The 25,605-nt window shown below is 62.4% G+C and carries 26 protein-coding genes and 3 pseudogenes; 14 read left to right on the forward strand and 15 right to left on the reverse strand.

Translation table 11 applies throughout. The features are described from left to right. Positions 1–11: 11 nt before the first annotated feature. Positions 12–455, reverse strand: coding sequence for a flagellar basal body rod protein FlgC (flgC, locus tag K8374_RS16365; RefSeq protein WP_084858254.1), 444 nt, complete (start codon positions 453–455; stop codon positions 12–14). A gap of 2 nt (positions 456–457) precedes the next feature. Next, positions 458–865 (reverse strand): flagellar basal body rod protein FlgB, encoded by a 408-nt coding sequence (gene flgB, locus K8374_RS16370; RefSeq protein ID WP_224456410.1) that lies wholly within the window; start codon positions 863–865, stop codon positions 458–460. A gap of 404 nt (positions 866–1,269) precedes the next feature. Here flgB and K8374_RS16375 point away from each other — a divergent pair. From K8374_RS16375 to K8374_RS16390, 4 genes and pseudogenes are all read left to right on the forward strand, one after another. After that, positions 1,270–1,851 (forward strand): annotated as a pseudogene (locus tag K8374_RS16375) (DUF6861 domain-containing protein); the annotation flags it as partial. A 128-nt stretch (positions 1,852–1,979) separates the two neighbouring features. Then, complete coding sequence (locus K8374_RS16380; RefSeq protein WP_224456411.1) at positions 1,980–2,597, forward strand: GAD-like domain-containing protein; 618 nt, start codon at positions 1,980–1,982, stop codon at positions 2,595–2,597. 147 nt (positions 2,598–2,744) lie between these two features. After that, positions 2,745–3,368, forward strand: a complete 624-nt coding sequence (locus K8374_RS16385) for a GAD-like domain-containing protein (protein WP_224459337.1) — start codon at positions 2,745–2,747, stop codon at positions 3,366–3,368. Positions 3,369–3,527: 159 nt separating this feature from the next. Next, the gene (locus tag K8374_RS16390; protein ID WP_224459338.1) at positions 3,528–4,151 is read left to right on the forward strand and encodes a GAD-like domain-containing protein; all 624 of its coding nucleotides are present in this window, start codon (positions 3,528–3,530) and stop codon (positions 4,149–4,151) included. A 329-nt stretch (positions 4,152–4,480) separates the two neighbouring features. Here K8374_RS16390 and K8374_RS26460 read toward each other — a convergent pair whose 3' ends face one another. Continuing rightward, positions 4,481–4,657: a hypothetical protein gene (locus K8374_RS26460; RefSeq protein ID WP_411969538.1), complete on the reverse strand. Its 177-nt coding sequence runs from the start codon at positions 4,655–4,657 to the stop codon at positions 4,481–4,483. A 193-nt stretch (positions 4,658–4,850) separates the two neighbouring features. Here K8374_RS26460 and K8374_RS26465 point away from each other — a divergent pair, with 193 nt between their 5' ends. Together K8374_RS26465 and K8374_RS16400 are read left to right on the forward strand one after the other, a co-directional pair. Further along, complete coding sequence (locus tag K8374_RS26465) at positions 4,851–5,144, forward strand: DUF6861 domain-containing protein (RefSeq protein ID WP_411969645.1); 294 nt, start codon at positions 4,851–4,853, stop codon at positions 5,142–5,144. Positions 5,145–5,196: 52 nt separating this feature from the next. Continuing rightward, on the forward strand, positions 5,197–5,814 hold the full coding sequence (locus K8374_RS16400; protein ID WP_224456412.1) for a GAD-like domain-containing protein: 618 nt from the start codon (positions 5,197–5,199) through the stop codon (positions 5,812–5,814). A gap of 27 nt (positions 5,815–5,841) precedes the next feature. Here the strand turns inward: K8374_RS16400 and cheR are convergent, their stop codons facing one another. Both cheR and K8374_RS16410 read right to left on the reverse strand, forming a co-directional pair. Next, positions 5,842–6,669 (reverse strand): protein-glutamate O-methyltransferase CheR, encoded by an 828-nt coding sequence (gene cheR, locus K8374_RS16405; RefSeq protein WP_084858256.1) that lies wholly within the window; start codon positions 6,667–6,669, stop codon positions 5,842–5,844. Positions 6,670–6,721: 52 nt separating this feature from the next. After that, positions 6,722–7,651, reverse strand: a complete 930-nt coding sequence (locus K8374_RS16410) for a chemotaxis protein CheV (RefSeq protein WP_224456413.1) — start codon at positions 7,649–7,651, stop codon at positions 6,722–6,724. A gap of 63 nt (positions 7,652–7,714) precedes the next feature. Here K8374_RS16410 and flgA point away from each other — a divergent pair, with 63 nt between their 5' ends. The 4 genes from flgA (at position 7,715) to K8374_RS16430 (ending at position 10,353) form a co-directional block, all read left to right on the forward strand. Continuing rightward, the gene (gene flgA, locus K8374_RS16415; RefSeq protein WP_224456414.1) at positions 7,715–8,467 is read left to right on the forward strand and encodes a flagellar basal body P-ring formation chaperone FlgA; all 753 of its coding nucleotides are present in this window, start codon (positions 7,715–7,717) and stop codon (positions 8,465–8,467) included. Between the two features lie 234 nt (positions 8,468–8,701). Further along, positions 8,702–9,013, forward strand: coding sequence for a flagellar biosynthesis anti-sigma factor FlgM (gene flgM, locus K8374_RS16420; protein ID WP_224456415.1), 312 nt, complete (start codon positions 8,702–8,704; stop codon positions 9,011–9,013). Positions 9,014–9,061: 48 nt separating this feature from the next. Next, positions 9,062–9,529: a flagella synthesis protein FlgN gene (locus K8374_RS16425; RefSeq protein ID WP_084858260.1), complete on the forward strand. Its 468-nt coding sequence runs from the start codon at positions 9,062–9,064 to the stop codon at positions 9,527–9,529. A gap of 80 nt (positions 9,530–9,609) precedes the next feature. After that, complete coding sequence (locus tag K8374_RS16430; RefSeq protein WP_224456416.1) at positions 9,610–10,353, forward strand: flagellar brake protein; 744 nt, start codon at positions 9,610–9,612, stop codon at positions 10,351–10,353. A 107-nt stretch (positions 10,354–10,460) separates the two neighbouring features. Here the strand turns inward: K8374_RS16430 and K8374_RS16435 are convergent, their stop codons facing one another. From K8374_RS16435 to bkdR, 3 genes are all read right to left on the reverse strand, one after another. Further along, a complete protein-coding gene (locus K8374_RS16435) occupies positions 10,461–11,804 on the reverse strand; it encodes an MFS transporter (protein WP_224456417.1) in 1,344 nt (447 codons plus the stop codon). 131 nt (positions 11,805–11,935) lie between these two features. Beyond that, on the reverse strand, positions 11,936–13,177 hold the full coding sequence (locus K8374_RS16440; RefSeq protein WP_224459339.1) for a glutamine synthetase family protein: 1,242 nt from the start codon (positions 13,175–13,177) through the stop codon (positions 11,936–11,938). Positions 13,178–13,591: 414 nt separating this feature from the next. After that, positions 13,592–14,080, reverse strand: coding sequence for a Bkd operon transcriptional regulator BkdR (gene bkdR, locus K8374_RS16445; RefSeq protein ID WP_196146849.1), 489 nt, complete (start codon positions 14,078–14,080; stop codon positions 13,592–13,594). Positions 14,081–14,277: 197 nt separating this feature from the next. On the opposite strand from bkdR, the gene K8374_RS16450 reads away from it, so the two are divergent. From K8374_RS16450 to lpdA, 4 genes are read left to right on the forward strand one after another with little or no spacing between them, the layout of a single operon-like run. Continuing rightward, positions 14,278–15,510: a 3-methyl-2-oxobutanoate dehydrogenase (2-methylpropanoyl-transferring) subunit alpha gene (locus K8374_RS16450; RefSeq protein WP_084858264.1), complete on the forward strand. Its 1,233-nt coding sequence runs from the start codon at positions 14,278–14,280 to the stop codon at positions 15,508–15,510. Position 15,511: 1 nt separating this feature from the next. Beyond that, entirely contained in the window at positions 15,512–16,570 is a 1,059-nt protein-coding gene (locus K8374_RS16455; protein WP_084858265.1) for an alpha-ketoacid dehydrogenase subunit beta, read from the forward strand. Beyond that, complete coding sequence (locus tag K8374_RS16460; RefSeq protein ID WP_224456418.1) at positions 16,571–17,848, forward strand: dihydrolipoamide acetyltransferase family protein; 1,278 nt, start codon at positions 16,571–16,573, stop codon at positions 17,846–17,848. A gap of 2 nt (positions 17,849–17,850) precedes the next feature. Next, complete coding sequence (gene lpdA / locus K8374_RS16465) at positions 17,851–19,230, forward strand: dihydrolipoyl dehydrogenase (RefSeq protein ID WP_224456419.1); 1,380 nt, start codon at positions 17,851–17,853, stop codon at positions 19,228–19,230. 130 nt (positions 19,231–19,360) lie between these two features. Here lpdA and K8374_RS16470 read toward each other — a convergent pair whose 3' ends face one another. The 7 genes and pseudogenes from K8374_RS16470 to K8374_RS16500 form a co-directional block, all read right to left on the reverse strand. Beyond that, positions 19,361–20,359, reverse strand: coding sequence for a sensor domain-containing diguanylate cyclase (locus tag K8374_RS16470; protein WP_224456420.1), 999 nt, complete (start codon positions 20,357–20,359; stop codon positions 19,361–19,363). Positions 20,360–20,561: 202 nt separating this feature from the next. Next, complete coding sequence (locus tag K8374_RS16475) at positions 20,562–21,875, reverse strand: cytochrome c (protein WP_224456421.1); 1,314 nt, start codon at positions 21,873–21,875, stop codon at positions 20,562–20,564. A 10-nt stretch (positions 21,876–21,885) separates the two neighbouring features. Next, entirely contained in the window at positions 21,886–22,365 is a 480-nt protein-coding gene (locus K8374_RS26470) for a GMC oxidoreductase (RefSeq protein WP_411969646.1), read from the reverse strand. A 242-nt stretch (positions 22,366–22,607) separates the two neighbouring features. Then, positions 22,608–22,652, reverse strand: a pseudogene (locus tag K8374_RS26475) (hypothetical protein); the annotation flags it as partial. Between the two features lie 37 nt (positions 22,653–22,689). Further along, positions 22,690–23,673, reverse strand: a pseudogene (locus K8374_RS26480) (GMC family oxidoreductase); the annotation flags it as partial. Between the two features lie 3 nt (positions 23,674–23,676). Next, positions 23,677–24,429 carry a gluconate 2-dehydrogenase subunit 3 family protein gene (locus K8374_RS16495; protein WP_224456422.1) on the reverse strand — a complete coding sequence of 251 codons (753 nt, stop codon included), beginning with the start codon at positions 24,427–24,429 and terminating at the stop codon, positions 23,677–23,679. Between the two features lie 189 nt (positions 24,430–24,618). Beyond that, complete coding sequence (locus K8374_RS16500) at positions 24,619–25,605, reverse strand: 2-hydroxyacid dehydrogenase (protein WP_224456423.1); 987 nt, start codon at positions 25,603–25,605, stop codon at positions 24,619–24,621.

Below are 25,605 nucleotides of genomic sequence, written 5' to 3' on the forward strand. Positions count from 1 at the left end.
TCGATGTCCTATCACTGACCCAGGGTCAGGACCTTCTGCATCATGGTCTTGGCGGTGTTCATCAGTTCGGCGTTGGTCTGGAACGCACGGCTGGCGGAGATCATGTCGGCCATCTCCTCCACCACATTGACGTTCGGGTAGTAGACGTAGCCGTCTTTGTTCGCTGCCGGGTGGTTGGGCTCGTAGCGCGCCTCGAGGTTGCTCTGGTCTTCGACGATGCCCATCACCTGCACGCCCTGCCCCGCCTCGCCCTGGTCCTGGAACAGCGACTGGCCGGCGCCGTCCTGGGCCTGCTGGAAGGTGGTGGCGAACACCGGGTGGCGTGCGCGGTAGGTCTGGTCGATGCTCGAGGACACGGTCTCGGCGTTGGCGATGTTCGAAGCGACGGTATTGAGGCGGGTGTTCTGCGCACTCATGCCGCTACCGGCAATGTTGAAGACACTGGCAAGGGACATGGTCACTCTCCGCGCAGGGCCGAAATCAGCCCTTTGAATTTACTGTTGAGCAGGGTGAAGCTGGCCTGGAAGCCAATGGCGTTCTCTGCGTAGTTCGACTGCTCGATCTGCGCATCGACGGTGTTCTGGTCGATCGAAGGCTGCATCGGCGTACGGTACTTGAGGGTGTCGTCGCCCATGGCCAGGCCCTGGGCCTCGATGTGCCGAGTGTTGGTACGGTCCAGGGCGATGCGGCCGCTCTGCTGTTTGGCCGCCTCGGCGGCGAGCACCGCCGAGAAGTCCATGTCGCGTGCCTTGTAGTTGGGCGTGTCGGCGTTGGCGATGTTGTTGGCCAGGACCTCGGCGCGCTGGGCGCGGAAGCTCAATGCCTGCTCATGGATGCCGAGCGCCTTGTCGAAGCTGATGCTCATGTCTGGGAAACCTTCGAAGGTTGACCGGAAGAATCTTGAGCAGGCTAGAGCAAGGTTTGTGCCAAGCGGCAGAGACCCAGTAAAACCGGAGGTTTGGGGCGCGGGTGGCAAAGCAGGATGCCAGAAAAGCGGCAAAGTGCTTCCGCCTGGTGAAGGGAAAGCGGCAATCGCGTGGTGGCAAAAGCGGCAAAACAAAAAATTGACACCCATTGAGGCCATGGTCGAACCACGCACAGCTTGAGGCTCAGGGTCCGGGCGAACCAGATCCCTCTCGAGCTGTATCATCGACGATTTTGTCGGCTACTTCAGTGGAATTTGCGATTTTTCCCACAAGCCACACGGAAATGATCACCATTTTTTCGTGATGTGATTTCCCCCTGCACACGCTGTCAGGGAGACACCACATGTTTCTAGGCCACTACATACCTTCGTGGCAGGAAGTCGAGTCACGCATTATCAATGAAATGGGCTATCAGGGAGGTGCCCATTTCCGCACGCACCTCAACGAACAGGTCGCCTCGCTGGCGCTCAACCTACGCCGGGTCAGAGCCGTTCAATCGGCCTTCGACCAGGCTGAATGGCAAGCTGCACGTATGCTGCGCCAACGCTTCGCCGACCTCGAAATCGCCAGCATCGTCGACGAACTGCTCATCGTCGTGAGGCAGATGGCGATGATCGTCGCCAGCAGCGTCATCACCGGCGGCGCCATTGGTGCAGGAATAGGCGTATTGGGTGCAGGAGCGGGGGCCATTCCCTTTGCCGGCGCGGGCGCGGCGATGGGTCTTAAGATCAGCGGCTGGATCCTCGGCGTACTGGGGCTGGCGTCCATCGCCGAGTTTTTCATCGACGGCCTGCCACGCATCGGCGAGTACTACCTCGATGGCATCTGCATAGCCTGGAAAGGTACGCGTGGCGACGAAGGTCTGAGCCCATTCAGCAAGGACGACCCGAATGCGGTCTCCCGAGCCGCCCATCATATTGCTCAACTCAAGTATCGGACCACAATGGAAGACCAAGGTCGAGAACCTAAGAAATGCCGCAGCGGCAGTACCAGAATCCTCTCGTGGCAAAACGTTGATAAATGTAAATCTTCACAAATGCTAGGAGACAATACATGGATGAAGCTTTTTCTGTTTTTCTAGAAGAGTTTGGAAATACCATCGAGCGCCGAGAAGTCCCAGTATCGAGCATTCAGCACTATCGCGGGACACTGCCTGATCAGCTACTGGAGTATTGGAGCGAGCATGGATGGTGCGGTTATGGCGATGGGATTTTCTGGATGGTCAACCCACAAGAGTATAATGGCGTTGTAGCATCCTGGCTTGAAGGCACCGCGCTCGAAACCATCGACAACTATCATGTGATTGCCAGAAGCGCCTTTGGAGACTTGTATCTCTGGGGAGAGAAGACAGGCGCATCACTCAAAATCACAAGCGTGCTTTCGCGCTACAGAGTTCACGACTCCATTTACGTTGGAAACAAAATGAACAAAGGGGTGAAGGCCTTCATGGTATCCAAGCGGGTAGATACCAACGACTACGGTGGCCTATTCAAGCCGGCTCGACAAAAACTTGGCCAGCTAGGCCCTGACGAGATGTATGGTTTCATCCCCGCTATCATGCTTGGCGGCCCTGATAATCTTGAACACTTGGCGAAAGTAAAAATTGTGGAGCACTTGATGCTTCTATCGCAAATATCCGAACTCAAGCCATTCGCCCTTCCCGACTTTTAGGCAATTTATCTTCAAGCACAGCCTTCCCGTATCGACCAACAATGGACCAAGCGCCATCAGGCGCTTGGCACCTATACATGACGGGATTCCCCCCTGCACATGCTGCCAGGGAGGCACCTCATGTACCGCTAACGCGAGGCAACCAAAATAGATAGAATATTTGCCAAATTCATTAAAAACTTCGGCCTACCGATTGACCGCCGGGAAGTACCTACCTCCACAATCGAAAGATACAGAGACAAGCTTCCTCCCAAGCTTCTGGAGTACTGGTCCGAACATGGATGGTCGGGCTATGGCGAAGGTATATTCTGGCTGGTCAATCCACAAGAATATGACGCCGTGGTCTCCTACTGGATCGCAGGCACGACACTTGACTCGTACGACAACTACCACTTGATTGCACGGAGCGCGTTCGGCGACCTGTATCTATGGGGCGAAAAGTCTGGCTTTTCATTAAAAATCACGAGCATTAGCTCTCGATACGTTTTTCATAAGACCGACTTTACAAAAGAACAGCTCAACACTGAACTTCAAGGCTTTATCCTATCAAGAAAGGTCGACTCAAATGATTTCAACGACCTTTTCAAACCCGCCAAAAAGAAGCTTGGCAGACTTAGACATGACGAAATGTACGGCTTTTTCCCCGCGCTCACGCTGGGTGGCTCCGACTCCCTGCAGCACCTTCAAAAGGTCAGTGCTGTTGAGCACTTGGTCTTTCTCGCCCAGCTGACAGATCTGCAACCTTACTCCTTCTCCAAGCAACCAGATTGATGCTGCAGCCATTCACTTATCCTTTCTCAACGAACAATGAAGTAGCACCATCACGGACCAAGCGCCGCCAGGCGCTTGGGACCTATGCATGATGGGATCCCCCCCCTGCACACGCTACCAGGGAGGCACCTCATGTACCGCTAACGCGAGGCAACCAAAATAGATAGAATATTTGCCAAATTCATTAAAAACTTCGGCCTACCGATTGACCGCCGGGAAGTACCTACCTCCACAATCGAAAGATACAGAGACAAGCTTCCTTCCAAGCTCTTGGAATATTGGTCCGAACATGGATGGGGAGGCTATGGAGAGGGCATATTCTGGCTGGTCAACCCACAAGAGTATGACGCCGTAGTTTCCTGCTGGATTGCAGGCACCGCATTTGACTCACATGACAACTATCACTTGATTGCAAGAAGCGCTTTTGGAGACTTATATCTATGGGGCGAAAAAACCGGATTTTCACTGGAAATAGCAAGCTTTAGCTCTCAGTACGTCTTCTATAAAACTGATTTTACAAAAGAACAGCTCAACTCCGAACTTCAAGGTTTTATCCTGTCAAGAAATATCGACTCAAATGATTTCAATGACCTTTTCAATCCCGCCAGAGAAAAGCTTGGCAGACTTAAACATGATGAGATGTACGGCTTTTTCCCCGCACTCATGCTGGGTGGCTCCGACTCCCTGCAGCACCTTCAAAAAGTCAGCGCCATTGAGCACTTGGTCTTTCTTGCACAACTAGCAGACCTGCAACCTTATCCCTTCTCCGAGCAACCCGATTGATGCTGCAGCCATTCACTTATCTTTTCTCAATGAACAATGAAGTAGCACTATCACGGACCAAGCGCCGTCAGGCGCTTGGTACCTGCGAGCATCGAGGAGAATCATGTCGCGACTATTCAATCATTACCCTCCATTGACGCCGCCCCACTTATTCGCCGCCATGCTCACATGAACTTCGCCGAACATGCCGGAAACAAAGTCGCTTTTTCCTACGGCTGACTCAGAAACCTCCGATCCGGATCCATGATGGGATTTCCCCCTGAAGCACGCTGTCAGGGAGACACCTCATGTACCTGGATTACCTCGTGCCCTCCTGGCACGAGATCGAGTCACGTGTCATCGCCATGATGGGCTACCAAAGCGGTGACCAGTTCCGCACCAACCTCAATGAAGAAGTCGCCTCGCGGGGCCTCAACCTGCGCCGGATCGAAGCCGTCCGTACCGCCTTTTACCACGCCGAATGGCAGGCCGCGCACGTGCTGCGCCAGCGCTTCGCTACCCTCCATCGCCGAGTTTCTTCATCGGGGGCTTGCCGCGTATCGGCGAGTACTACGTCGACGGCATTCGCTTCGCCTGGGAAGGCACCTGCGGCAATGAAGGCACAGGCCCGTTCTGCCGGGACGCCCCCCTATGCGATAGGCCACGCATCAGATTGCCCAAGGCCACGTGGAAGTCGTGCTGCTGTTGTTGGGGGCAATCGTGTCGTACCTCACCCGCGGCCGTGGCGACGCCCGAGTGCTGGCGCAGGAGATGGCGGCGAGCAGCAAGGGGGCGAGACTGGGGCAATGGATGCTCAAGCATGAGGAGGGATTGAAGCTGCGGCCGGATCTACACGCTCCAGAACGACGCAAAGGAGCATCGATCGCTCAAGAGCCGGGGCAACCCAATCTCCCCCCCCGAAAGACAAGGAGCCTTCCTCGCGCAAGCCCGATGGAAAAGCAAAACAGGAAACCTCACTCGCGCAGCAGAGTCCGTACCCAAAGCTATGCGTGACACTACTTTTATCAACGTAAAGCTCCACAAATGCTAGGTGATGGAAAACACGATGGACAAGATCTTTGCAAGATTCATAGAGAAAGTTGGACCACCCCATGACCGCCAAGAGGTTCCCTTCTCTAGCATTGAGCGCTACACAGGAAGGCTACCCCGCTTACTTCTCGAATACTGGAAAGAGCACGGCTGGTGCGGTTATGGCGATGGTATTTTTTGGATGGTCAACCCCCAGGAGTTCGAACCGGTCATATCATCTTGGTTGGAGAACACGAAATATTCGAACATTGACACCTACCACTTGATTGGTCGGAGCGCATTTGGCGACCTGTACCTGTGGGGAGAAAGAACAGGGGCCTCCCTAGAGATCTGCAGCATTCTATCTAGAAGCGTAACCCGCACATCGATATTCACAGGAGATCAGCTGGAAAAAGGCTTCCCAACCTTCCTTCTCTCCATCGACTATGACACCAATGACTATGGCGAGCTCTTCAAACCGGCCAAGAAAAAACTTGGCACTCTCCGTCATGATGAAATGTATGGATTCGTGCCCGCCCTAATGCTGGGCGGGCCTAGCCAAGTGGAGCATCTCGAAAAGGTCAAGGCCGTAGAGCACCTACTTTTCCTTTCACAACTCACTGAACTCGAGCCTTACAGCTTCTCTGACTTCTGAAGCTGAACCTCACAGCCTCCACCTACCTCACTTGGCCTGGTAGATGATCCCCGGGCTGCACTGGACCATCTGGTAGTGGTCCGGCAAGCCGTTGAGCGCCTCGGATGCGCCGAGGAACAGGTAGCCACCGGGCTTGAGGGTGCTGTGGATGCGCAGCAGGATGTCCTTCTTGACCTGGGCCGAGAAGTAGATCAGCACGTTGCGGCAGAACACGATGTCGAACTTGCCCAACGCCGCGTAGCTGTCGAGCAGGTTGAAGGAGCGGAACTCCACCCGACTGCGGATCGGCGCCTTGACCGCCCAGCGCCCCGGGCCCTTGGTGTCGAAGTAGCGCTGCAGGCGCTCCTGGGACAGGCCACGGCCGATGGCCAGGCTGTCGTATTCGCCGGTCTTGCAGTTGGTCAGCATCGACCCGGACAGGTCGGTGGCGACAATCTGCGCGCCCATCTTCAACTGGCCCAGGTTGCTGCGCTCGAACTCATCGATGGCCATGGAGATCGAGTACGGCTCCTGCCCTGAGGAGCAGGCCGCCGACCAGATGCGCAGGCGCTGGCCGGGGTTGTTCTTGATGAACTCCGGAATGACCTTGTTCTTGAGCACCTCGAAGGGGTAAGTGTCGCGGAACCACAGGGTTTCGTTGGTCGTCATGGCGTCGACCACCTGCTCGCGCAAACCGCCCCGTGGCTGGCTCTGGATACGCTGCACCAGTTCGCCCAACGACTTGATGCCCTGCTGCTCCATCAACTTGTTGAGACGGCTGGAGACCAGGTACTGCTTATTCTCGCCCAGCAAGATGCCACAGGCTTTCTCCAGGAAGACCCGGAACTGTTCGAAATCCAAATTACCCGTAGACAATGCTGCCGCCTCTTTCCAATCACTGGTGCCGGGGGGCAGGCCCCCGGCGGTTTCAATGCGTCGCCTTGATCCGGTCGACCACCCGCTGGGCCAGGTCGTCCGGCTTGAACTTGGCCAGGAAGTCGTCGGCACCGACCTTCTTGACCATCGCCTGGTTGAAGACGCCGGACAGCGAAGTATGCAGCACGATGTGCAACTTTTGCATGCGTGGATCGCTGCGAATCTCCGCGGTCAGGGTATAGCCGTCCATCTCCGGCATTTCAATGTCGGAGATCATCATCAGGAATTCTTCATCCGGGCGCTTGCCCTCTTCCAACAGCCTGTGCAGGTAATCCAGGGCCTGGCGACCGTCGTTGAGCGCCACCACCTCGACACCCACCGCCTGCAGGCAGCGGCTGACCTGCTTGCGCGCAACCGACGAGTCGTCGACCGTTAGCACCCGCAGCATCACTGCCTTGTCTTGCACTTCGGCATCGATCACCCCGGCAGAAATGGTCTCCGAGGCCGGCGACACCTCGGCCAGCACCTTCTCTACGTCGACGATCTCCACCATGCGGTTGTCCACGCGGGTGACCGCCGTCAGGTAATGATCGCGGCCGGTACCCTTGGGTGGCGGGTGGATCTCTTCCCAGTTCATGTTGACGATGCGTTCGACCGAATGCACCAGAAAGCCCTGGGTCTTGGTGTTGTACTCGGTGATGATCACGAAGCTGTTGCGTGTTTCTTCCCGCAGGCCGGGCAAGCCGGTCGCCATCGACAGGTCGAGGATGGGAATGGTCGCCCCGCGGATGTTCGCCACGCCACGCACCACCGGGTGGGACTTGGGCATCACGGTCAGCTCCGGGCACTGCAGCACTTCCCGCACCTTGAATACGTTGATGCCATACAGCTGTTCGCCATTGAGGCGGAACAGCAACAGCTCCAGGCGATTCTGCCCCACCAGCTGCGTACGCTGGTTGACCGAATCCATGACTCCAGCCATGCCAGACTCCTCTAGTTCTCGCCTATGTACCGAATCGGCACGGGCTTTGCTTTTTTGAGCGCCATGTATATGAAAACGACATTTTTCCGACGTCTGACGCGCCTGCTGGGCGGCTCGCTGGCCATGATCTGCCTGCTGGCCCCCGGCAACCGAGCGCTGGCCGATGCGGTTACCTTGCCTGAACAGCTTATCGGCGTCACCCAAGGGTTTCTTGAATTCACCGTGGAGGACTACCTGGCCACCAGCCAGACACCGGGCCGCTACGAGATCCAGGTCAACACCCTCGACCCGCGCCTGCGCATGCCGGCATGCAGCCAACCGCTGGACGCTTCGCTGGAGAGCCCGGCACAGCCGCTGGGCAGGGTCACGGTACGGGTGCGCTGCGCCGGCAGCGCGCCGTGGACGGTATTCGTGCCGGCCCAGGTGCGCTTGTTCCGCGACGTGGTGGTGATGGCGCGCCCGCTCAAGCGCGAAAGCGTCATCGGCGAAGGCGATGTGAGCCTGCGGGAACGGGACGTGGGCACGCTCAACCAAGGCTTTCTCACCGACCTGGACCAGGCCGTGGGCATGAAGCTGCTGCGCCCGACCGTGCTCGACCAGGTGCTCACGCCACAGCACCTGGAACAAGCCGAGGTGGTGCGCAAGGGCGACCACGTGGTGATCATCGCCCGCAGCGGCAGCCTGAGCGTGCGCATGCCGGGCGAAGCCTTGAGCAAAGGCGGCCTGTCGGAGCAGATCCGCGTGCGCAACCTCAACTCCAAGCGGGTGGTCAAGGCACGGGTGACCGGGCCAGGCCAGGTCGAGGTGGCCATGTAGTAGCTGCAGTGCCTGCCAGTGCCCCAATCCTTGTAGGAGCGGGCTTGCCCCGCGATTAGGCCCTGACAGGAAAACACCATGAAAGCTGGCGACAAGGAACTGCTTTTCCTAGACTGTGTCAGAAAACGGGTTATGTGAACTTGCGCACAGGCGCCGACAAATTCGCGCCTAAAGTTTTTTTCGGGTTGGCCGAAAACAAGGCAAGCGTCCAAATTCCCAGAGGTTTCTACAATCATGGTCATCGACTTCAGTCGTTTGAATAACTCTCCGTCCATCACGGGCGGCGTTCGCGGCAATGCCGCGGCCGGTGATGCCGAGAAAACCGGCGAAACCAGCCAGGCAGCCAAGCCCAGCGCCAGCGGAGAAGCGGTACACCTCAGCCAAGAGGCCCAGCAGTTGCAGAAGATCAGCGACAAGCTGCGCGACCAGCCAGCAGTCGACAGCGCTCGCGTGGCGCAGTTGAAGCAGGCCATCGCAGACGGCAGCTACAAGGTCGATGCCGAGCGGGTCGCCAGCAAACTGCTTGATTTCGAAGCCCAGCGCTAACCCTTTGGGGCGCTGACTTCAAAAGACGTAACGAGCCAAGAGCCAGCCATGCACGACACTACCCTGCTGCAATTGATCGAAAACGACATCGCGCCCACCCAGGAGCTGCTCGAACTGCTCCAGAAGGAAGCCGTCGCCCTGCATGGCCGTGACATGGCACTGCTGGAGCATATCCTGGCGCGCAAACAGTCGTTGATCGTCTTGCTCGAGCAGCAGGGCATGCGACGCAACCAGCTGCTCACCGGGCTCGGCCTTTCCGCTGACCGCGAAGGCGTGAAGGCCTTGGCGGAACAATCAACGGTAGGCGAGGTCTTGCTGCAACGTTTGGACGCGCTCTCCCAATTGATGGATGCCTGCCAGGCCGCCAACGCGACCAACGGCCGGATCATCCAGGTGCAACAGCTCGCCACCGCCAACCAGATCCGCATCCTCAACGGCGGCGACTCTCCCTCGCTCTACGACAGCCGTGGCACCACCTCGCCCATGGCCAAGGCACGGGCTATCAGCCAAGTGTGATTACCGCTATCAAGGCACGGAACATACTGGCAAAATGCCGTTACTTGCGTGTGTCGTTTTTGCCTGGAGATTGAAAACCCGTGTTCAATGAAACCGATGCCCCGCAACCGCCGAAGGTGCTGACCACGCCTTTGGAGATCGCGGCCAACCTGCGCCAGCTGCAAGATAGCCATGATCCCTTGATTATCACCTTCCACGAGCGCAGCCAGCGGTTCCAGAGCTACGTGGTACACGTGGACCGTGACAGCAATACCCTGGCGCTGGACGAGATGATTCCGCGCGACGGGGAAAAATACATCGAGAACGGCGAACCGTTCCGCATCGAAGGTTTCCATGACGGGGTGCGCATCGCCTGGGATTGCGATGACGCACCGACCATCACCGAGATCAACGGCCACCGCTGCTACCGCAGCGCCCTGCCCAGCGAAGTGACCTACCACCAACGGCGCAACGCCTTCCGCGCCGCGCTCAAGCTGTCGCAGCTGGTCGATATCGTGCTCGACGGCGAAAAGCTCAAGGGCAAGGGCGCCCTGCGCGGCAAGCTGCTGGACATCTCCGCCACCGGTTGCAAGCTGCGCTTCGAGGGCAATGTCGAAGAGCGCCTGCAACTGGGCCAGGTCTACGAGCGCTTTGCCGCCGCGGCCCCGCTGAGTATCCCGCAAGCGATGGTGGAGCTGCGCCACCTGCACTTCGAGGAGCGCGCCAATACCACGTTCGCCGGGGTACGCTTTCACAACCTCAACGGCCAACTGCAGCGCAAGGTCGAGAGCTTCGTGTACCAATTGCAGCGTGAGGCACGGCGGTTCGACAAAGACGACTATTGAGCCTTGCTGGGCCATGAAAAACGCCACCCGACCGGGTGGCGTTTTCGTTTTTACAGCTCCAGGGGAAGAATCGCGGGACAAGCCCGCGATGAGGCCGACCCTGCCACCTAGATCGACTTATCGACCTCCGCCTGCGGCTCGACCTCTTCGGCCTTGGCCTTCTGTTCCTCAGCCTCGGTATCCTCTGCGGCCACCGGCGCCTGCATCACCTCCTGCACCGTCTGCTCATCCACCCGCGGGTCGAGCGCCGCCGACAACGGCGAACCGGCCGCTGGCATGGCCACGTGGCCCAGTGGCGCGTCCTGCACCTGGTGCAACCCGGTGACCGCCTTCGGCCGGATACGCCACACCAGCACCAAGGCGAAGAACAGGAAGAAGGCGTACAGCATCTGCGGCCCCAACGCTTTCATCAGCACGCCAGCCGCCAACGGCCCGATACAGGCCCCCACGCCGTAGGTCACCAGCAACATGGCCGTCAGCGAGACACGCCGCTCGCTTTCGACATGGTCGTTGGAAAACGCGACCGCCAGCGGATACAGGCAGAACTGCAGCAGCGAAATCACGAAACCGATGGCGAACAGCAACTCCAGCGGCACGCTGGACAGCACCGCCAGCGGCAATGCAGCCAGCGCCAGGCCGATCGAGACGCTACGGATCAGCACAGCTCGGTCGTAGCGGTCCGACAGCCAACCCAGCGGCCACTGCACCACCAACCCCGCGAAAATGCAGCTACCCATGAACAGACCGATCTGCTCGGTGGTCAGCCCCTGTTTGGCCGCATACAACGGCGCCAGGCCGTAGAACGAACCCACGATCAGGCCCGAGCCCAGCACCGTGGACAGGGACTGGGGTACCCGTTTGAGGAAGAACTTCGGCTCCATCGGCGCCGGACGCAACGGTGCCGGGTGGATGCGCCGGGTCATCGCCACCGGCACCAGGCATAAGGCAAAACACATGGCCACCAGCATAAGCAGTTCAGGGCCGAGCTCCGGATGTACCACCAGGATCAACTGGCCGAGCACCAGGCCCAGGTAGGAGGCGATCATGTAGCCACTGAACACCGCCCCGCGGTGCTTCACATCGGCCTGCTCGTTGAGCCAGCTCTCGATGACCATGTACTGGCACATCATCCCCAGGCCGACGATCATCCGCAGCCCTACCCAGACCGGCAACCAGTTGGTCATGCCATGCCCGAGCACGGCGGCGCACACAATGCCGGCGCATGTGGCATAGGCGCGGATGTGCCCGACCCGGCCGATCAGCCGGTGGCCGATTTTGCCGCCCACCGCCAGGCCGAAATAGTTGGCGGCCATCAAGGCGCCGACCCAGAGGCTGTCCACATGGTCGGCGGCCAGGCGCAGGGCCAGGTAGGTACTGAGCAGGCCCGAGCCGATCAGCATCATCAAGGCAGCGAAATACAGCGACTGAAACGGCTTCCAGATGTTGCGCATACGTCCCGTCGAACTCCTTGGGTCAGATGGCGTTGGCTTGCAGGCAAGCATAAAAGCAAAATTGCCGCGGCGCAGGCCCCTGGCAGCGAAATAGCGCAACAGGGGCGCGTCCAGTGCCGGTCGTGTCGCGATCAGGCCTGTGCCGCCAGCACCCGTCGTTCCCAGGGTGTGATTTCGTCGAGGAAATCGGTCAGCTCCAGGGCCTTGGTGGCAATGTAGCCTTCGATGAACTCGCCGCCGAACAGTTCCCGCGCCAATGCGCTGCGCTTGAGCCGCTCCAGCGCGGCGTGCAGCGTGCACGGCAGGCTCAGGTGCTCCGGCACGTCGAACTCGCCCTGGATCGCGGGCGTTGGCTGCAGGCCTTGCTCGATGCCGTGCAGGCCAGCAGCCAGGCTCGCGGCGATGGCCAGGTACGGGTTGGCATCGGCGCCTGGCAAGCGGTTCTCCACCCGCCGCGCCACAGGCGAACTGGCCGGGATGCGCAGGCCGGCTGCACGGTTGTCTTCGGACCAGCAGGCATTGTTGGGCGAGGCGTATGGGTGACACAGGCGCTGATAGGAATTGACGTTGGGGGCGAACAACGCGGTGAAGTCGGCCATGCACGCCTGAAGTCCGCCGATGAACTGATAGAAGGTCGCCGTTGGCTGCCCCGCTTCGTCGCTGAACACGTTCCGGCCGCTGCCGATCTCCACCAGGCTCTGGTGGATGTGCATGGAGCTGCCCGGGGTCCGCGCCAGCGGCTTGGCCATGCACACCACCGTCAGGCCGTGCCTGAGCGCCACCTCCTTGAGCAGGTGCTTGAACAGGAAGGTCTGGTCGGCCAGCAACAGCGGGTCGCCATGCAACAGGTTGATCTCGAACTGGCTGACACCCATCTCGTGCATGAAGGTGTCACGGGGCAGGCCAAGCGCGGCCATGCACTGGTAGACCTCGCTGAAGAACGGGCGCAGGCCATTGTTGGAGCTGACGCTGAAGGCCGAGTGGCCGAGCTCGCGGCGGCCGTCCTTGCCCACCGGCGGCTGGAACGCCTGGCCTGGGTCGGCATTGGGCGCGAAGACAAAGAATTCGAGCTCCGTGGCCACCACCGGGGCCAGGCCAAGGGCAGCATAGCGGGCGATCACCGCCTTGAGTTGGCCGCGGGTGGAAAGCCCGGATGGCACGCCATCGAGCTCGACCGCATCGCAGATGGCCAGGGCCCGGGGCTCGTCGCTCCAGGGCAGGCGGTGAATCTGCGCAGGGTCGGCCACCAGGGCCAGGTCGCCGTCGTCGCTGCCATAGAAGCGCGCCGGCGGGTAGCCGCCCATGATGCATTGCAGCAATACACCCCGCGCCATCTGCAGGCGACGCCCCTCGAGAAAGCCTTCGGCGGTCATCACCTTGCCGCGGGGTACGCCGTTGAGGTCGGGGGTGACGCATTCGATCTCATCGATGCCGGTCAAGCGCTCGGCGAATGAGCGCGGGGCTTCGGTCTTCATGACGCTGTCCTTGTTGTTGTGTGCTCGTCGGGCACAACATAGGCGCTGGATGTTGAAAATATCAAGCAAGGCGCAGCATCAATGTAGAAATTTATTAACACCTCACGATGTTCGCTGCCTGCGCGGACCACTCGCGGGGCAAGCCCGCCCACAGGGATTTCGCAAGTCTTGAGGCGGCGCAATCTCGGTGGGGGCGACAGCCTGCGATGGGCCGCAAAGCGGCCCCTTAAGTCTGGAGGGCTCCACCGTTTGAAGGCTTGGGGCTGCTTTGCAGCCCATCGCAGGCTGTCGCCACACAGGCCGGTGCAGATCTCACGACTCGCGCAAGGTCATGCCATTGGCCGGCAGCGGCAGCGCGGTCTTGTAGCGCACCTGCTTGAGGGCGAAGCTCGAGCGGATATTGGCTACCCCTGGCAGCCGCGTCAGGTAGTCGAGGAACCGCTCCAGCGCCTGGATGCTCGGCAGCAGCACGCGCAGCAGGTAGTCGGGGTCACCGGTCATCAGGTAGCACTCCATCACCTCGGGCCGCTCGGCAATTTCTTCCTCGAAGCGGTGCAGCGATTGCTCCACCTGCTTCTCCAGGCTCACATGGATGAACACGTTCACGTCCAGCCCCAGCACCTCGGGCGCCAGCAGGGTCACTTGCTGACGGATCACCCCCAGCTCCTCCATGGCCTTGACCCGGTTGAAGCAAGGCGTCGGCGACAGGTTCACCGAGCGGGCCAGCTCTGCGTTGGTGATGCGGGCGTTTTCCTGAAGGCTGTTGAGAATGCCGATATCCGTACGATCGAGTTTGCGCATGAGACAAATTCACCGGTTTTTTGTGTTTATGCGGAATGTTTATCTGGCCCGTCAGGCAAAGGCAATCAACTTGAGAGAAAAATTCTCTGGCCATCCCCCTATGATGTATTTAGCGCTGACTTACCAGTCACAAGCCGGTACTCAGCGGCGACCGCTTCAAAGCTCACAAAAACAACATTCGAGCGAGCGTAAAAGGCATGAACGAGTACGCCCCCCTGCAGCTGCATGTGCCCGAGCCTACCGGCCGGCCAGGCTGCCAGACCGATTTTTCCTACCTGCGTCTGAACGACGCCGGTCTTGTCCGTAAACCTCCTGTCGATGTGGAGCCCGCCGACACCGCGGACCTCTCCTATAGCCTGATTCGCGTCCTGGACGAGCATGGCAACGCCGTCGGTCCCTGGGCCGAGGACATCGACCCGCAGGTCCTGCGCCAAGGCATGCGCGCCATGCTCAAGACGCGGATCTTCGACAACCGCATGGTCGTCGCCCAGCGCCAGAAGAAGATGTCCTTCTACATGCAGAGCCTGGGCGAGGAAGCCATCGGCAGTGCCCAGGCCCTGGCGCTGCAATACACCGACATGTGCTTCCCGACCTACCGCCAGCAGAGCATCCTGATGGCCCGGGACGTCTCCCTGGTCGAGATGATCTGCCAGCTGCTGTCCAACGAGCGCGACCCGCTCAAGGGCCGCCAGTTGCCGATCATGTACTCGGTGCGCGAAGCCGGCTTCTTCACCATCAGCGGCAACCTGGCCACCCAATTCGTCCAGGCGGTCGGCTGGGCCATGGCCTCGGCGATCAAGGGCGACACCAAGATCGCCTCGGCCTGGATCGGCGATGGCGCCACCGCCGAGTCGGACTTCCACACCGCCCTGACCTTCGCCCACGTCTACCGCGCCCCGGTGATCCTCAACGTGGTCAACAACCAATGGGCCATCTCCACCTTCCAGGCCATCGCCGGTGGTGAGTCGACCACCTTCGCCGGCCGTGGCGTGGGGTGCGGCATCGCCTCGCTGCGGGTCGACGGCAACGACTTCATCGCCGTCTACGCCGCCTCGCGCTGGGCCGCCGAACGCGCCCGTCGAGGCCTGGGCCCGACCTTGATCGAATGGGTCACCTACCGCGCAGGCCCGCACTCGACCTCCGACGACCCGTCCAAGTACCGCCCGGCCGATGACTGGAGCCACTTCCCGCTGGGCGACCCGATCGCGCGCCTGAAGCAGCACCTGATCGCCAGCGGCCATTGGTCCGAGGAAGAACACCAGGCGGTCACTGCCGAGCTCGAGGCCGAGATCCTCAAGGCCCAGAAGGAAGCCGAGCAGTACGGCACCCTGGGCAATGGCCACATCCCGAGTGCCGCCTCGATGTTCGAGGACGTGTACAAGGAAATGCCCGAACACCTGCGCCGCCAGCGCCAGGAACTGGGGGTCTGAGATGAACGATCACAACAACAGCATCCATCTGGAATCCGCCATGTCCACCACCACCATGACCATGATCCAGGCCCTGCGCTCGGCCATGGACATCATGCTCGAGCGCGACGACAACGTGGTGATTTACGGCCAGGACGTCGGCTACTTCGGCGGCGTGTTCCGTTGCACCGAAGGCCTGCAGGCCAAGTACGGCAAGTCGCGGGTGTTCGACGCGCCGATTTCCGAGAGCGGTATCGTCGGCACCGCCGTGGGCATGGGCGCCTATGGCCTGCGCCCGGTGGTGGAGATCCAGTTCGCCGACTACTTCTACCCGGCCTCCGACCAGATCGTCTCGGAGATGGCCCGCTTGCGCTACCGCTCGGCCGGCCAGTTCACCGCCCCGCTGACCCTGCGCATGCCCTGTGGCGGCGGTATCTACGGCGGCCAGACCCACAGCCAGAGCCCGGAGGCGATGTTCACCCAGGTTTGCGGCCTGCGTACGGTGATGCCATCCAATCCTTATGACGCCAAGGGCTTGCTGATCGCCGCCATCGAATGCGACGACCCGGTGATCTTCCTGGAGCCCAAGCGCCTGTACAACGGCCCGTTCGACGGCCACCACGATCGCCCGGTGACGCCGTGGTCCAAGCACCCGCAGAGCGCGGTGCCCGACGGCTACTACCAGGTCCCGCTGGACAAGGCGGCCATTGCCCGCCCGGGCAACGACGTAACCGTGCTCACCTACGGCACCACGGTGTACGTGTCCCAGGTGGCTGCCGAGGAAACCGGCGTCGACGCCGAGGTCATCGACTTGCGCAGCCTATGGCCGCTGGACCTGGATACCATCGTCGAGTCGGTCAAGAAGACCGGCCGCTGCGTGGTGGTCCACGAGGCCACCCGTACCTGCGGCTTCGGCGCCGAACTGGTGTCGCTGGTCCAGGAGCATTGCTTCCATCACCTCGAGGCGCCCATCGAGCGCGTCACCGGCTGGGACACCCCCTACCCTCACGCACAGGAATGGGCCTACTTCCCCGGCCCTTCGCGGGTAGGTGCGGCATTGAAACGGGTCATGGAGGTCTGAATGGGCACGCACGTCATCAAGATGCCGGACATCGGCGAAGGCATCGCACAGGTCGAGTTGGTGGAGTGGTTCGTCAAGGTCGGCGATGTGATCGCCGAGGACCAGGTGGTGGCCGATGTCATGACCGACAAAGCCACCGTGGAAATCCCTTCGCCGGTCAGCGGCAAGGTGTTGGCCCTGGGCGGCCAGCCAGGTGAGGTGATGGCGGTCGGCAGCGAGCTGATCCGCATCGAAGTCGAAGGCGGCGGCAACCACGTGGATGCGCCGCAGGCCAAGCCGGTCGAAGCCGTCGCGGCCCCTGCGCCGGCGCCGGTCGTCGAGCCACCGCGCAGCGAACCTCAAGTGGTGGCCAGCCAGCCTGCCAGCACCAGCGCCGCCGCGCCTATCGTGCCGCGCCAGGCCAGCGATAAGCCGCTGGCCTCCCCGGCCGTGCGCAAGCGCGCCCTGGATGCCGGTATCGAGCTGCGCTACGTGCATGGCAGCGGCCCGGCCGGGCGCATCCTGCATGAAGACCTCGATGCCTTCATCAGCAAGCCCCACAGCAGCGCCGGCCAGGCGCCGAGCGGCTACGCCAGGCGTACCGACAGCGAGCAGGTCCCGGTCATCGGCCTGCGCCGCAAGATCGCCCAGCGCATGCAGGACGCCAAGCGCCGCGTCGCCCATTTCAGCTACGTCGAGGAAATCGACGTCACCGCCCTGGAAGCCCTGCGCCAACAGCTCAACCAGAAGTACGGCGAAAGCCGCGGCAAGCTGACCCTGCTGCCGTTCATCGTGCGCGCCATGGTCGTGGCCCTGCGCGATTTCCCGCAGATCAACGCCACCTATGACGACGAAGCCCAGGTCATCACCCGCCATGGTGCGGTGCATGTAGGCATCGCCACCCAGGGCGACAATGGCCTGATGGTGCCGGTGCTGCGCCATGCCGAAGCCGGCAGCCTGTGGAGCAACGCCGCCGAGATCGCCCGCCTGGCCAACGCCGCGCGCACCAACAAGGCCAGCCGCGACGAGCTGTCGGGCTCGACTATCACCTTGACCAGCCTCGGCGCACTGGGCGGTATCGCCAGCACGCCAGTGGTCAACACGCCGGAAGTGGCCATCGTCGGGGTCAACCGCATGGTCGAACGGCCGGTGGTGATCGACGGCCAGATCGTCGTGCGCAAGATGATGAACCTGTCCAGTTCCTTCGACCACCGTGTGGTCGATGGCATGGATGCCGCCCTGTTCATCCAGGCCGTACGTGGCCTGCTGGAACAGCCCGCCTGCCTGTTCGTGGAGTGAGCATGCAACAGATCCTCAATACCACCCTGCTGATCATCGGTGGCGGCCCTGGCGGCTACATCGCCGCCATTCGCGCCGGCCAGCTGGGCATCCCCACCGTGCTGGTCGAAGGCCAGGCGCTGGGCGGCACCTGCCTGAACATCGGCTGCATCCCGTCCAAGGCGCTGATCCATGTGGCCGAGCAGTACCATCAGGCCAGCCGCCTCGATGACACCTCGCCCCTGGGCATCAGCGTGTCCGCACCGCGCCTGGACATCACCCGCAGCGTGGCCTGGAAGGACGGCATCGTCGATCGCCTGACCAGCGGCGTCGCTGCGCTGCTGAAGAAGAACGGCGTGAAGGTGATCCACGGCTGGGCCAGGATTCTCGACGGCAAGAACGTCGAGGTCGATGGCCAGCGTATCCAGTGCGAACACCTGCTGCTGGCCACCGGCTCCACCAGCGTGGAACTGCCGATGCTGCCGTTGGGCGGCCCGGTGATCTCCTCCACCGAGGCCCTGGCGCCCAAAGCCCTGCCCCAGCATCTGGTGGTGGTTGGCGGCGGCTATATCGGCCTGGAGCTGGGCATTGCCTACCGCAAGCTGGGTGTACAGGTCAGCGTGGTGGAAGCCCGCGAGCGCATCCTGCCGACCTACGACGCCGAGCTGACCCAGCCGGTGGCCGAGTCGGTGAAGAAACTGGGCATCGCCCTGTACCTGGGCCACAGCGTCGAAGGCTACGAGAACGGTTGCCTGCTGGCCAACGACGGCCAGGGCGGGCAACTGCGCCTGGAGGCCGACCAGGTGCTGGTCGCGGTCGGCCGCCGTCCGCGCACCCAGGGCTTCAACCTCGAATGCCTGGACCTGAAGATGAACGGCGCGGCAGTGGCCATCGATGAACGCTGCCAGACCAGCATGCGCAACGTCTGGGCCATTGGCGATGTGGCCGGCGAGCCGATGCTGGCCCACCGGGCCATGGCCCAGGGCGAAATGGTGGCGGAAATCATCGCCGGCAAGGCGCGGCGTTTCGAGCCGGCCGCAATTGCCGCGGTGTGCTTCACCGACCCGGAAGTGGTGGTAGTCGGCAAGACCCCGGAGCAAGCCAGCCAGCAAGGCCTGGACTGCATCGTCGCGCAGTTCCCCTTCGCCGCCAATGGCCGGGCCATGACCCTGGAAGCGAAAAGCGGCTTCGTGCGCGTGGTGGCCCGTCGTGACAACCACTTGATCCTCGGCTGGCAGGCCGTAGGGGTGGCGGTTTCGGAGCTGTCCACTGCCTTTGCCCAGTCCCTGGAGATGGGCGCACGGCTGGAGGATGTCGCCGGCACCATCCATGCCCACCCGACCCTGGGCGAAACGGTCCAGGAGGCGGCCCTGCGAGCCCTGGGCCACGCCCTGCATATCTGACACTGAAGCGGCGACGGCCGATTTTACCCGCTGCGCCCCAGGCGCCGCGGGTCTTTTTTGTCCGGCTTTGCAAGGCTTGCCCCCCCTGTAGGAGCGGGCTTGCCCCGCTCCTACAGGGGCCGCCTGCAGCTCATTCGAAAATGGTGTTCTTGCCCGCCGCCTTGGCCCGGTACAGCGCCTGGTCGGCCCGCGCCAGCAGGTCGTGCTGGTCTTCATCGTCCTGCCAGCGCACCACCCCGAAACTCATGGTCAGCCGGCAGTCGCCGATCGGCTCTACCGCCTCCATGGCCTGGCGGATCGCGCCTGAAATCTCCAATGCCTGCTCCACCGGCGTTTGCGGCAACACGGCGACGAATTCGTCGCCTCCCCAGCGCGCCAGCAGGTCCTGGGGGCGCAGACAACCCCGGATGCATTCGACCACCTCCACCAGCGCCGCATCGCCCCGGGCATGGCCGTGGCGGTCGTTGATCGGCTTGAAGTCGTCCACGTCCATGACGATCAGCGACAACGGCTGGCGGAAACGCCGGGCCCGTTCGCATTCCTGCTGCAGGGTCTTCTCCAGGCGATAGCGGTTGGCAGTGCGGGTCAGCGCGTCGCGCTCAGCCAGCTCCAGGTTCTCCTCGAGCTGGCGTTGCAGTTGCTGGTTGACCCACGACAGCTCCCGGGTGCGCTCGGCCACCAGGGTTTCCAGGGACTGGTTCTTCTGCTGCAGCTCGATCACCAGGCGCTTGCCGGCATCGATGTTGCGGTGCGCGCCGAGCATGCGCGCCACCGAACCATCCTCGTTGCGGGCGATGATATGGCCGCTGTCCTCGATCCACAGGTAACTGCCGTCCTGGCAACGGCAACGGTATTCGATGCGGTAGCGCTCGTTGCGCTGGTTGATGTAGGCCTCGAAGTGGGCCATTACCCGGGGGTAGTCCTCCGGGTGGATGACGCTTTCCCAGGTGAGCACGGTGTTGGCCATGGAATGGCTTTCGTAGCCGAGCATGGCGTACCAGCCGGGGTTGCGGTAGACGTACCCGGAATTGGCATGCCAATCCCAGATACCGTCGCTGATCAGCTCGAACAAGGTATGCAGCTGCTGCTCGCTGAAACCGGCGGGCACCGGCTTGGACTCCTGACTCATGACGCGCTCCCTTGGGCTCCCCTCGGTGGCAAGCATAGCTGCACTGCACAGCCCTGCGGATAGCCCAGCAGGCCGCTTTCGTGCCTTTGCAAGCCCAAGCCTGTACACCTGTAACGTTCATGGAACTGCGGCCCAGGCCACTCCCCACCCTGTGTAGGAGCGGCCTTGTGCCGCGAAAGGGCCGCGCAGCGGCCCTCAAGGTTCAAGGTTCCTCGATCCCCGTGGTATCACCGATCAACGACTCGGCCTTGAGCACAGGCGCCGGCTGCTTGCGCAGGCTCGCCACCTGGGCTGCGGTCACCGCACCGGCCTGGTTGCCCCAGCTGCTGCGGATGAAGTTGACCACATCGGCCACTTGCTGGTCGTTCATCCGCCAGGCGAAGGCCGGCATGGTGAAGGTCGACGGCGCCGTCTGCGTGGCAGGCAGGGTGCCGCCTTCGAGGACGATGTGGATCAGCGAGGTGGCATCTTCGCCCTGCAACACCGGGTTGCCGGCAAGGGCCGGGAACACCCGCGCGTAACCTTTGCCATCGGTGCGGTGGCAGGCGGCGCAGTTGTCCACGTAGAGCGCGGCACCGGGCTTGGCGTCGTCGCCCTTCCACAACGCATCGGCGACCTGGCGGTCCTCCTGGAACGGCTTGTCGTCCGGGTTCACCGGCGGCAAGGTCTTCAAGTAGCGGGCGATGGCGCTGAGGTCGGCGTCGCTCATGTACTGCATGCTGTGCTCGACCACATCGCTCATGCCGCCGAAGACCGCCGTGCGCTCGTTGCGCCCGGTCTTGAGGAAGGCCACGATCTGCGCCTCGCTCCAGCTGCCCAGGCCATCTTTGTGATCGCCCCGCAGGCTCTTGGCGATCCAGCCTTCCAGCGGCGCACTGCCGGCCAGGTAGGCATCGCCGTCGTCGGCATCCAGCGCTTTTTCCTGCATGGTCAGCGCTCGCGGCGTATGGCAGGCGCCACAGTGGCCCAGGCCCTCGACCAAGTAGGCCCCACGGGCCACCACCGGGTCGCGCCCACCGGCCTCGAACGGCTTGACCTCAGGCGCGAACAGCCCGCGCCAGAACGCCAGCGGCCAGCGCATGCTCAGCGGCCAGGGGATGTCGCTGTCCTTGTTGGCCTGCTCCACCGGCTGCACGCCATGCATGAAGTAGGCATAGAGCGCCTGCATGTCCTCGTCGCTGACCCGCGCATAGGATGGGTATGGCATGGCCGGATACAGAGTGCTCCCATCGAGCCCGATGCCCTGGCGTACGGCACGCTCGAAGTCCTCGTAGCTGTAGTCGCCGATGCCGCTCGGGTCCGGGGTGATGTTGGTCGAATAGAGCGTGCCGATGGGCGTCTCCATGGGCAGGCCGCCGGCGAACGGCTTGCCGCCCTTGGCGGTATGGCAGGCCACGCAGTCGCCGGCGCGAGCCAGGTATTCGCCCTTCTTGACCAGGGCCGGGTCAGCCGCATCGGCGGCGTGCAACAGGGTACTGGCGCCCAGGCAGAGGGCGGCGGTCAACAGTCGTTTCATGGTCGGCCTCCTATGCCTGCACCAGTGGACCTGGGTTCTTCAGGTACTGCTCGCGAATGGCCCGTGCCGACCAGTAGGTCAGCGCCGCCACCAACCCGGTGGGGTTGTAGCCCAGCCCCTGGGGAAACGCCGAGGCGCCTGGCACGAAGACGTTGTGCACGTCCCAGCTCTGCAGGTAGCGGTTGATGGCACTGGTCTTGGGGTCGGTGCCCATGATCGCGCCGCCGTTGAGGTGGGTGGTCTGGTACACGGTGGCATCGAAGTGCTGACCGAACGCCTTCATCGACGCGGCGATCGCCTTGGGCCCCATGGCCTCGGCGATCTTGCGCATCTGTTCGACCATGAAGCGGTTCATCTTCACGTCGTTGTCCTTCCAGTCGAAGGTCATGCGCAGCAGCGGCAGGCCATAGGCGTCCTTGTACACCGGGTCCAGGTCCAGGTAGTTGTCGCGGTAGGACTGGTGCGCGCCATGGGCATCCATCGACAGCATATGACTGTAGCTGTCAGCCACCGCGGCCTTCCAGGCACTGCCCCACTTGGGCGTGCCCGGCGGCGTCTTGGTGCCGGAGATGGGCTTGGTGCCCGCCTGGTTGACCCAGAACGGCGAGCCGCCAACGAAGCCGAGCGGGCCATGGTCGAAGTTGTCGGCGTTGAAGTCGTCCACCGCCACGCCATTGCCGCCAGCGCCAATGAAGGGGTTGGTGTGGTGGCTGTTCTTGTCGAAGAAGGCGCTCACCGTGGACAGGTTCTGGAAGGCGAAGTTACGCCCCACCACGCCCTGGTTGCTGACCGGGTCGTAGGGTTTGCCGATGCCCGAGAGCAGCATCAGGCGCACGTTGTTGAACTGGAAGGCACCGAGGATCACCAGGTCCGCCGGCTGTTCCACCTCGCGTCCCTGGGCATCGACGTAGGTCACGCCGGTGGCCAGGTTCTTCTCGGCATTGAGGTTGACCCGCAACACATGGGCATTGTTGCGCAGCTCGAAGTTCGGCACCTGGCGCAGGGCCGGCAGGATGTTCACGTTGGGCGAGGCCTTGGAGTACATGTAGCAGGCATAGCCGCTGCAGTAGCCGCAGAAATTGCACGGGCCCATCTGTGCCCCGTAGGGGTTGGTGTAGGGCCCGGAGGTGTTGGCCGACGGTAAATTGTAGGGGTGGTAGCCGACCTCGCGGGCCGCCTTTTCGAACAGCTGCGCCGAGACGGTGTTCTTCTGCGCCGGCAACGGGAAGTCATCGGAGCGGTCCGGGGAGAACGGGTTGCCGCCCTTGTCGCGGCCCACCACCTGCCCCTTGATCGACCAGGCGGTGCCGGAGGTGCCGAAGACCTTTTCGGCAAAATCGAAGTAGGGCTCCAGCTCTTCGTAGCTGACGCCGAAATCCTGGATGGTCATGCCTTCGGGGATGAAGGCCTTGCCATAGCGCTCTTCATAGTGGCTGCGCATGCGCAGCTCCATCGGGTCGACGCGAAAATGCACGCCCGACCAATGCAGCCCGGCCCCGCCGGTACCCGTGCCGGGCAGGAAGGCACCGAACTGGCGGTACGGCACGGCCACATCGTTCAGGCTGTGGCGCAGGGTCACGGTCTCGCGGGAGATGTCCATGAACAGTTTCTTGCGCGAGTTATAGGTCAGTTCGTCCATGGTCTGCGGGTAGACACCGTCCGGGTAGGTGTCACGCGCCGGGCCTCGCTCCAGGGCGACCACCTGCAGGCCTGCCTCGGTCAGTTCCTTGGCCATGATCGCGCCGGTCCAGCCGAACCCGACGATGACCGCATCGACTTTCTTCATCACCTGGGCCATCGCTCAACCTCGCTCGCCACTGATGGATACCGGAGGGAAGGGATAGCGCTCGTCGCGTTCCACCCAATCCATGAAATCGGCGCGCGCGCCGGGGAAGCCGATCAGCTTCCAGCCGGCCAGGCCTTGGTTGCCGCCGTGCAGCGGGTCGCTGAAGAACCCTTCGCGGGTGTTGAGCCAGAGCATGGCGAAGAAGGTGACGGCAGGCACCGAGGCCAGGGCCGCCTTGCCGCTGTCCAGGGCCTCCAGGGCTTGCTGCTGCTGGGCTGGGTCCAGCTGGGCGAACGGCTTGCTCCACTGCGCCTTGCACCAGGCGTCGGTTTCCTGGATGCCCAGCCGGTAGATCTCCTGGGGGCTGAGCTTGAGCTGGTAGCCGAGCTCGGCCGGTGCGTCTGGATGGAAGGGACCCTGCATGTACCACAGGCCGCCGCTGCCATAGCGGGTATTGAGCTGGCGGTCGATGAATTCGGGGACACCGGCTTCGACCGCGCCAGGGCCGAGTGCATCGGCGGGAATGAGCACCGCCACCGCAGCCGAGATGAACGCCCATTCTTCGGCGGTGAAGAAGGTCGGCTGGTAGGCTCGGGCAGGCGCCCTGCCCTGTTCAGGGTCCTTGGCAGGTGCGGGGGTGGTGGTTTCGGCAAGCACCGCGCTGCCCATACCGGTGCTGGCGAGGGTCGCCACCGGAATGAGGGTCAGTGACTTGCGCAGGAACTCGCGGCGCGCCGGGTGCGCGAAGGCAGGTTCGTCGTTGGACATGGTTTTGGCCTCTTCTTTGACAGGTCAATCAGGTCATACATGGCATTCGCTCCGTTCGTGCGGGGCTGTTGTTGTAATGTCGGAAAGCATAGACAGCGCTGCCTCCATCGCGGGACAAGCCCGCTGCCACAGGACGGCGCATCGAGACTTGTGGGAGCGGGCTTGTCCCGCGATGGCGTCTGGCGCGGCTTAACTGGCCCTGCGCTCCCAAGCAATGGGATTGACCAGGTTGGCCGGTTTTTCACCCGCCAGGGCGGCGAGCAGGTTGTCCACCGCGCAACGGGCCATGGCCTCACGGGTTTCGTGGGTGGCCGAGCCGATGTGCGGGGTTACCACCAGGTTGTCCAGTTGCAGCAGTGGCGAGTTGGCCGGCAGCGGTTCCTGGACGAACACGTCCAGGGCCGCGCCACGGATACGCCGCTCGCGCAAGGCCTGCAACAAGGCCGGCTCGTCCACCACACGGCCCCGGGAGATGTTCACCAGGATGGCGCTGGGTTTCATCAGCGCCAGTTCAGGCGCGCCGATGAGGTTTTGTGTCTGCGCGCTCAGGGGCACGCACAGGCAGACGAAATCGGACTCGGCCAGCAAGGCCTCGAGGCTGCGGTGACGCGCCCCGTAGCGAGCTTCCACTTCAGGCCGTGGCTGGCGCGTGTGATACAGCACCTGCATGCCGAACCCTGCGTGGGCCCGACGGGCCAGGGCCTCGCCGATGCGCCCCAGGCCGACGATGCCCAGCGTCTTGCCGTGCACATCGCAACCGAACTGGGCCGGGCCGATGCCGGCCTGCCAGTGGCCGTTGCGAATCCAGCCGTCGAGTTCCACCACCCGCCGGGCACAGGCCATCAGCAGGGCGAATCCGGTGTCGGCAGTGGTTTCGGTGAGCACGTCGGGGGTATTGGTCAGCAGCACACCGCGGCGGTCGAATTCGCCGATGTCGTAGTTGTCCACGCCCACCGAGACACTGGAGACCACCTCCAGCTGCGGCGCCAGGCCCAGCAGCTCACCATCCAGACGCAGGCTGGCGCCGAGCAGGCCATGGGCGCCCGGCAGTGCCGCACGCAGGCGCGCCAGGCCATCGGCCGCTGGCGCCTCGACCAGGGTCACCTCGGCATGGGCTTGCAGGCGCTGCATGAGTTCATCGGACAAACGTTTGTAGAGGACGATGCGTTTTTTCAT

It is taken from the genome of Pseudomonas sp. p1(2021b), from assembly GCF_020151015.1.
Lineage (GTDB): Bacteria > Pseudomonadota > Gammaproteobacteria > Pseudomonadales > Pseudomonadaceae > Aquipseudomonas > Aquipseudomonas putida_K.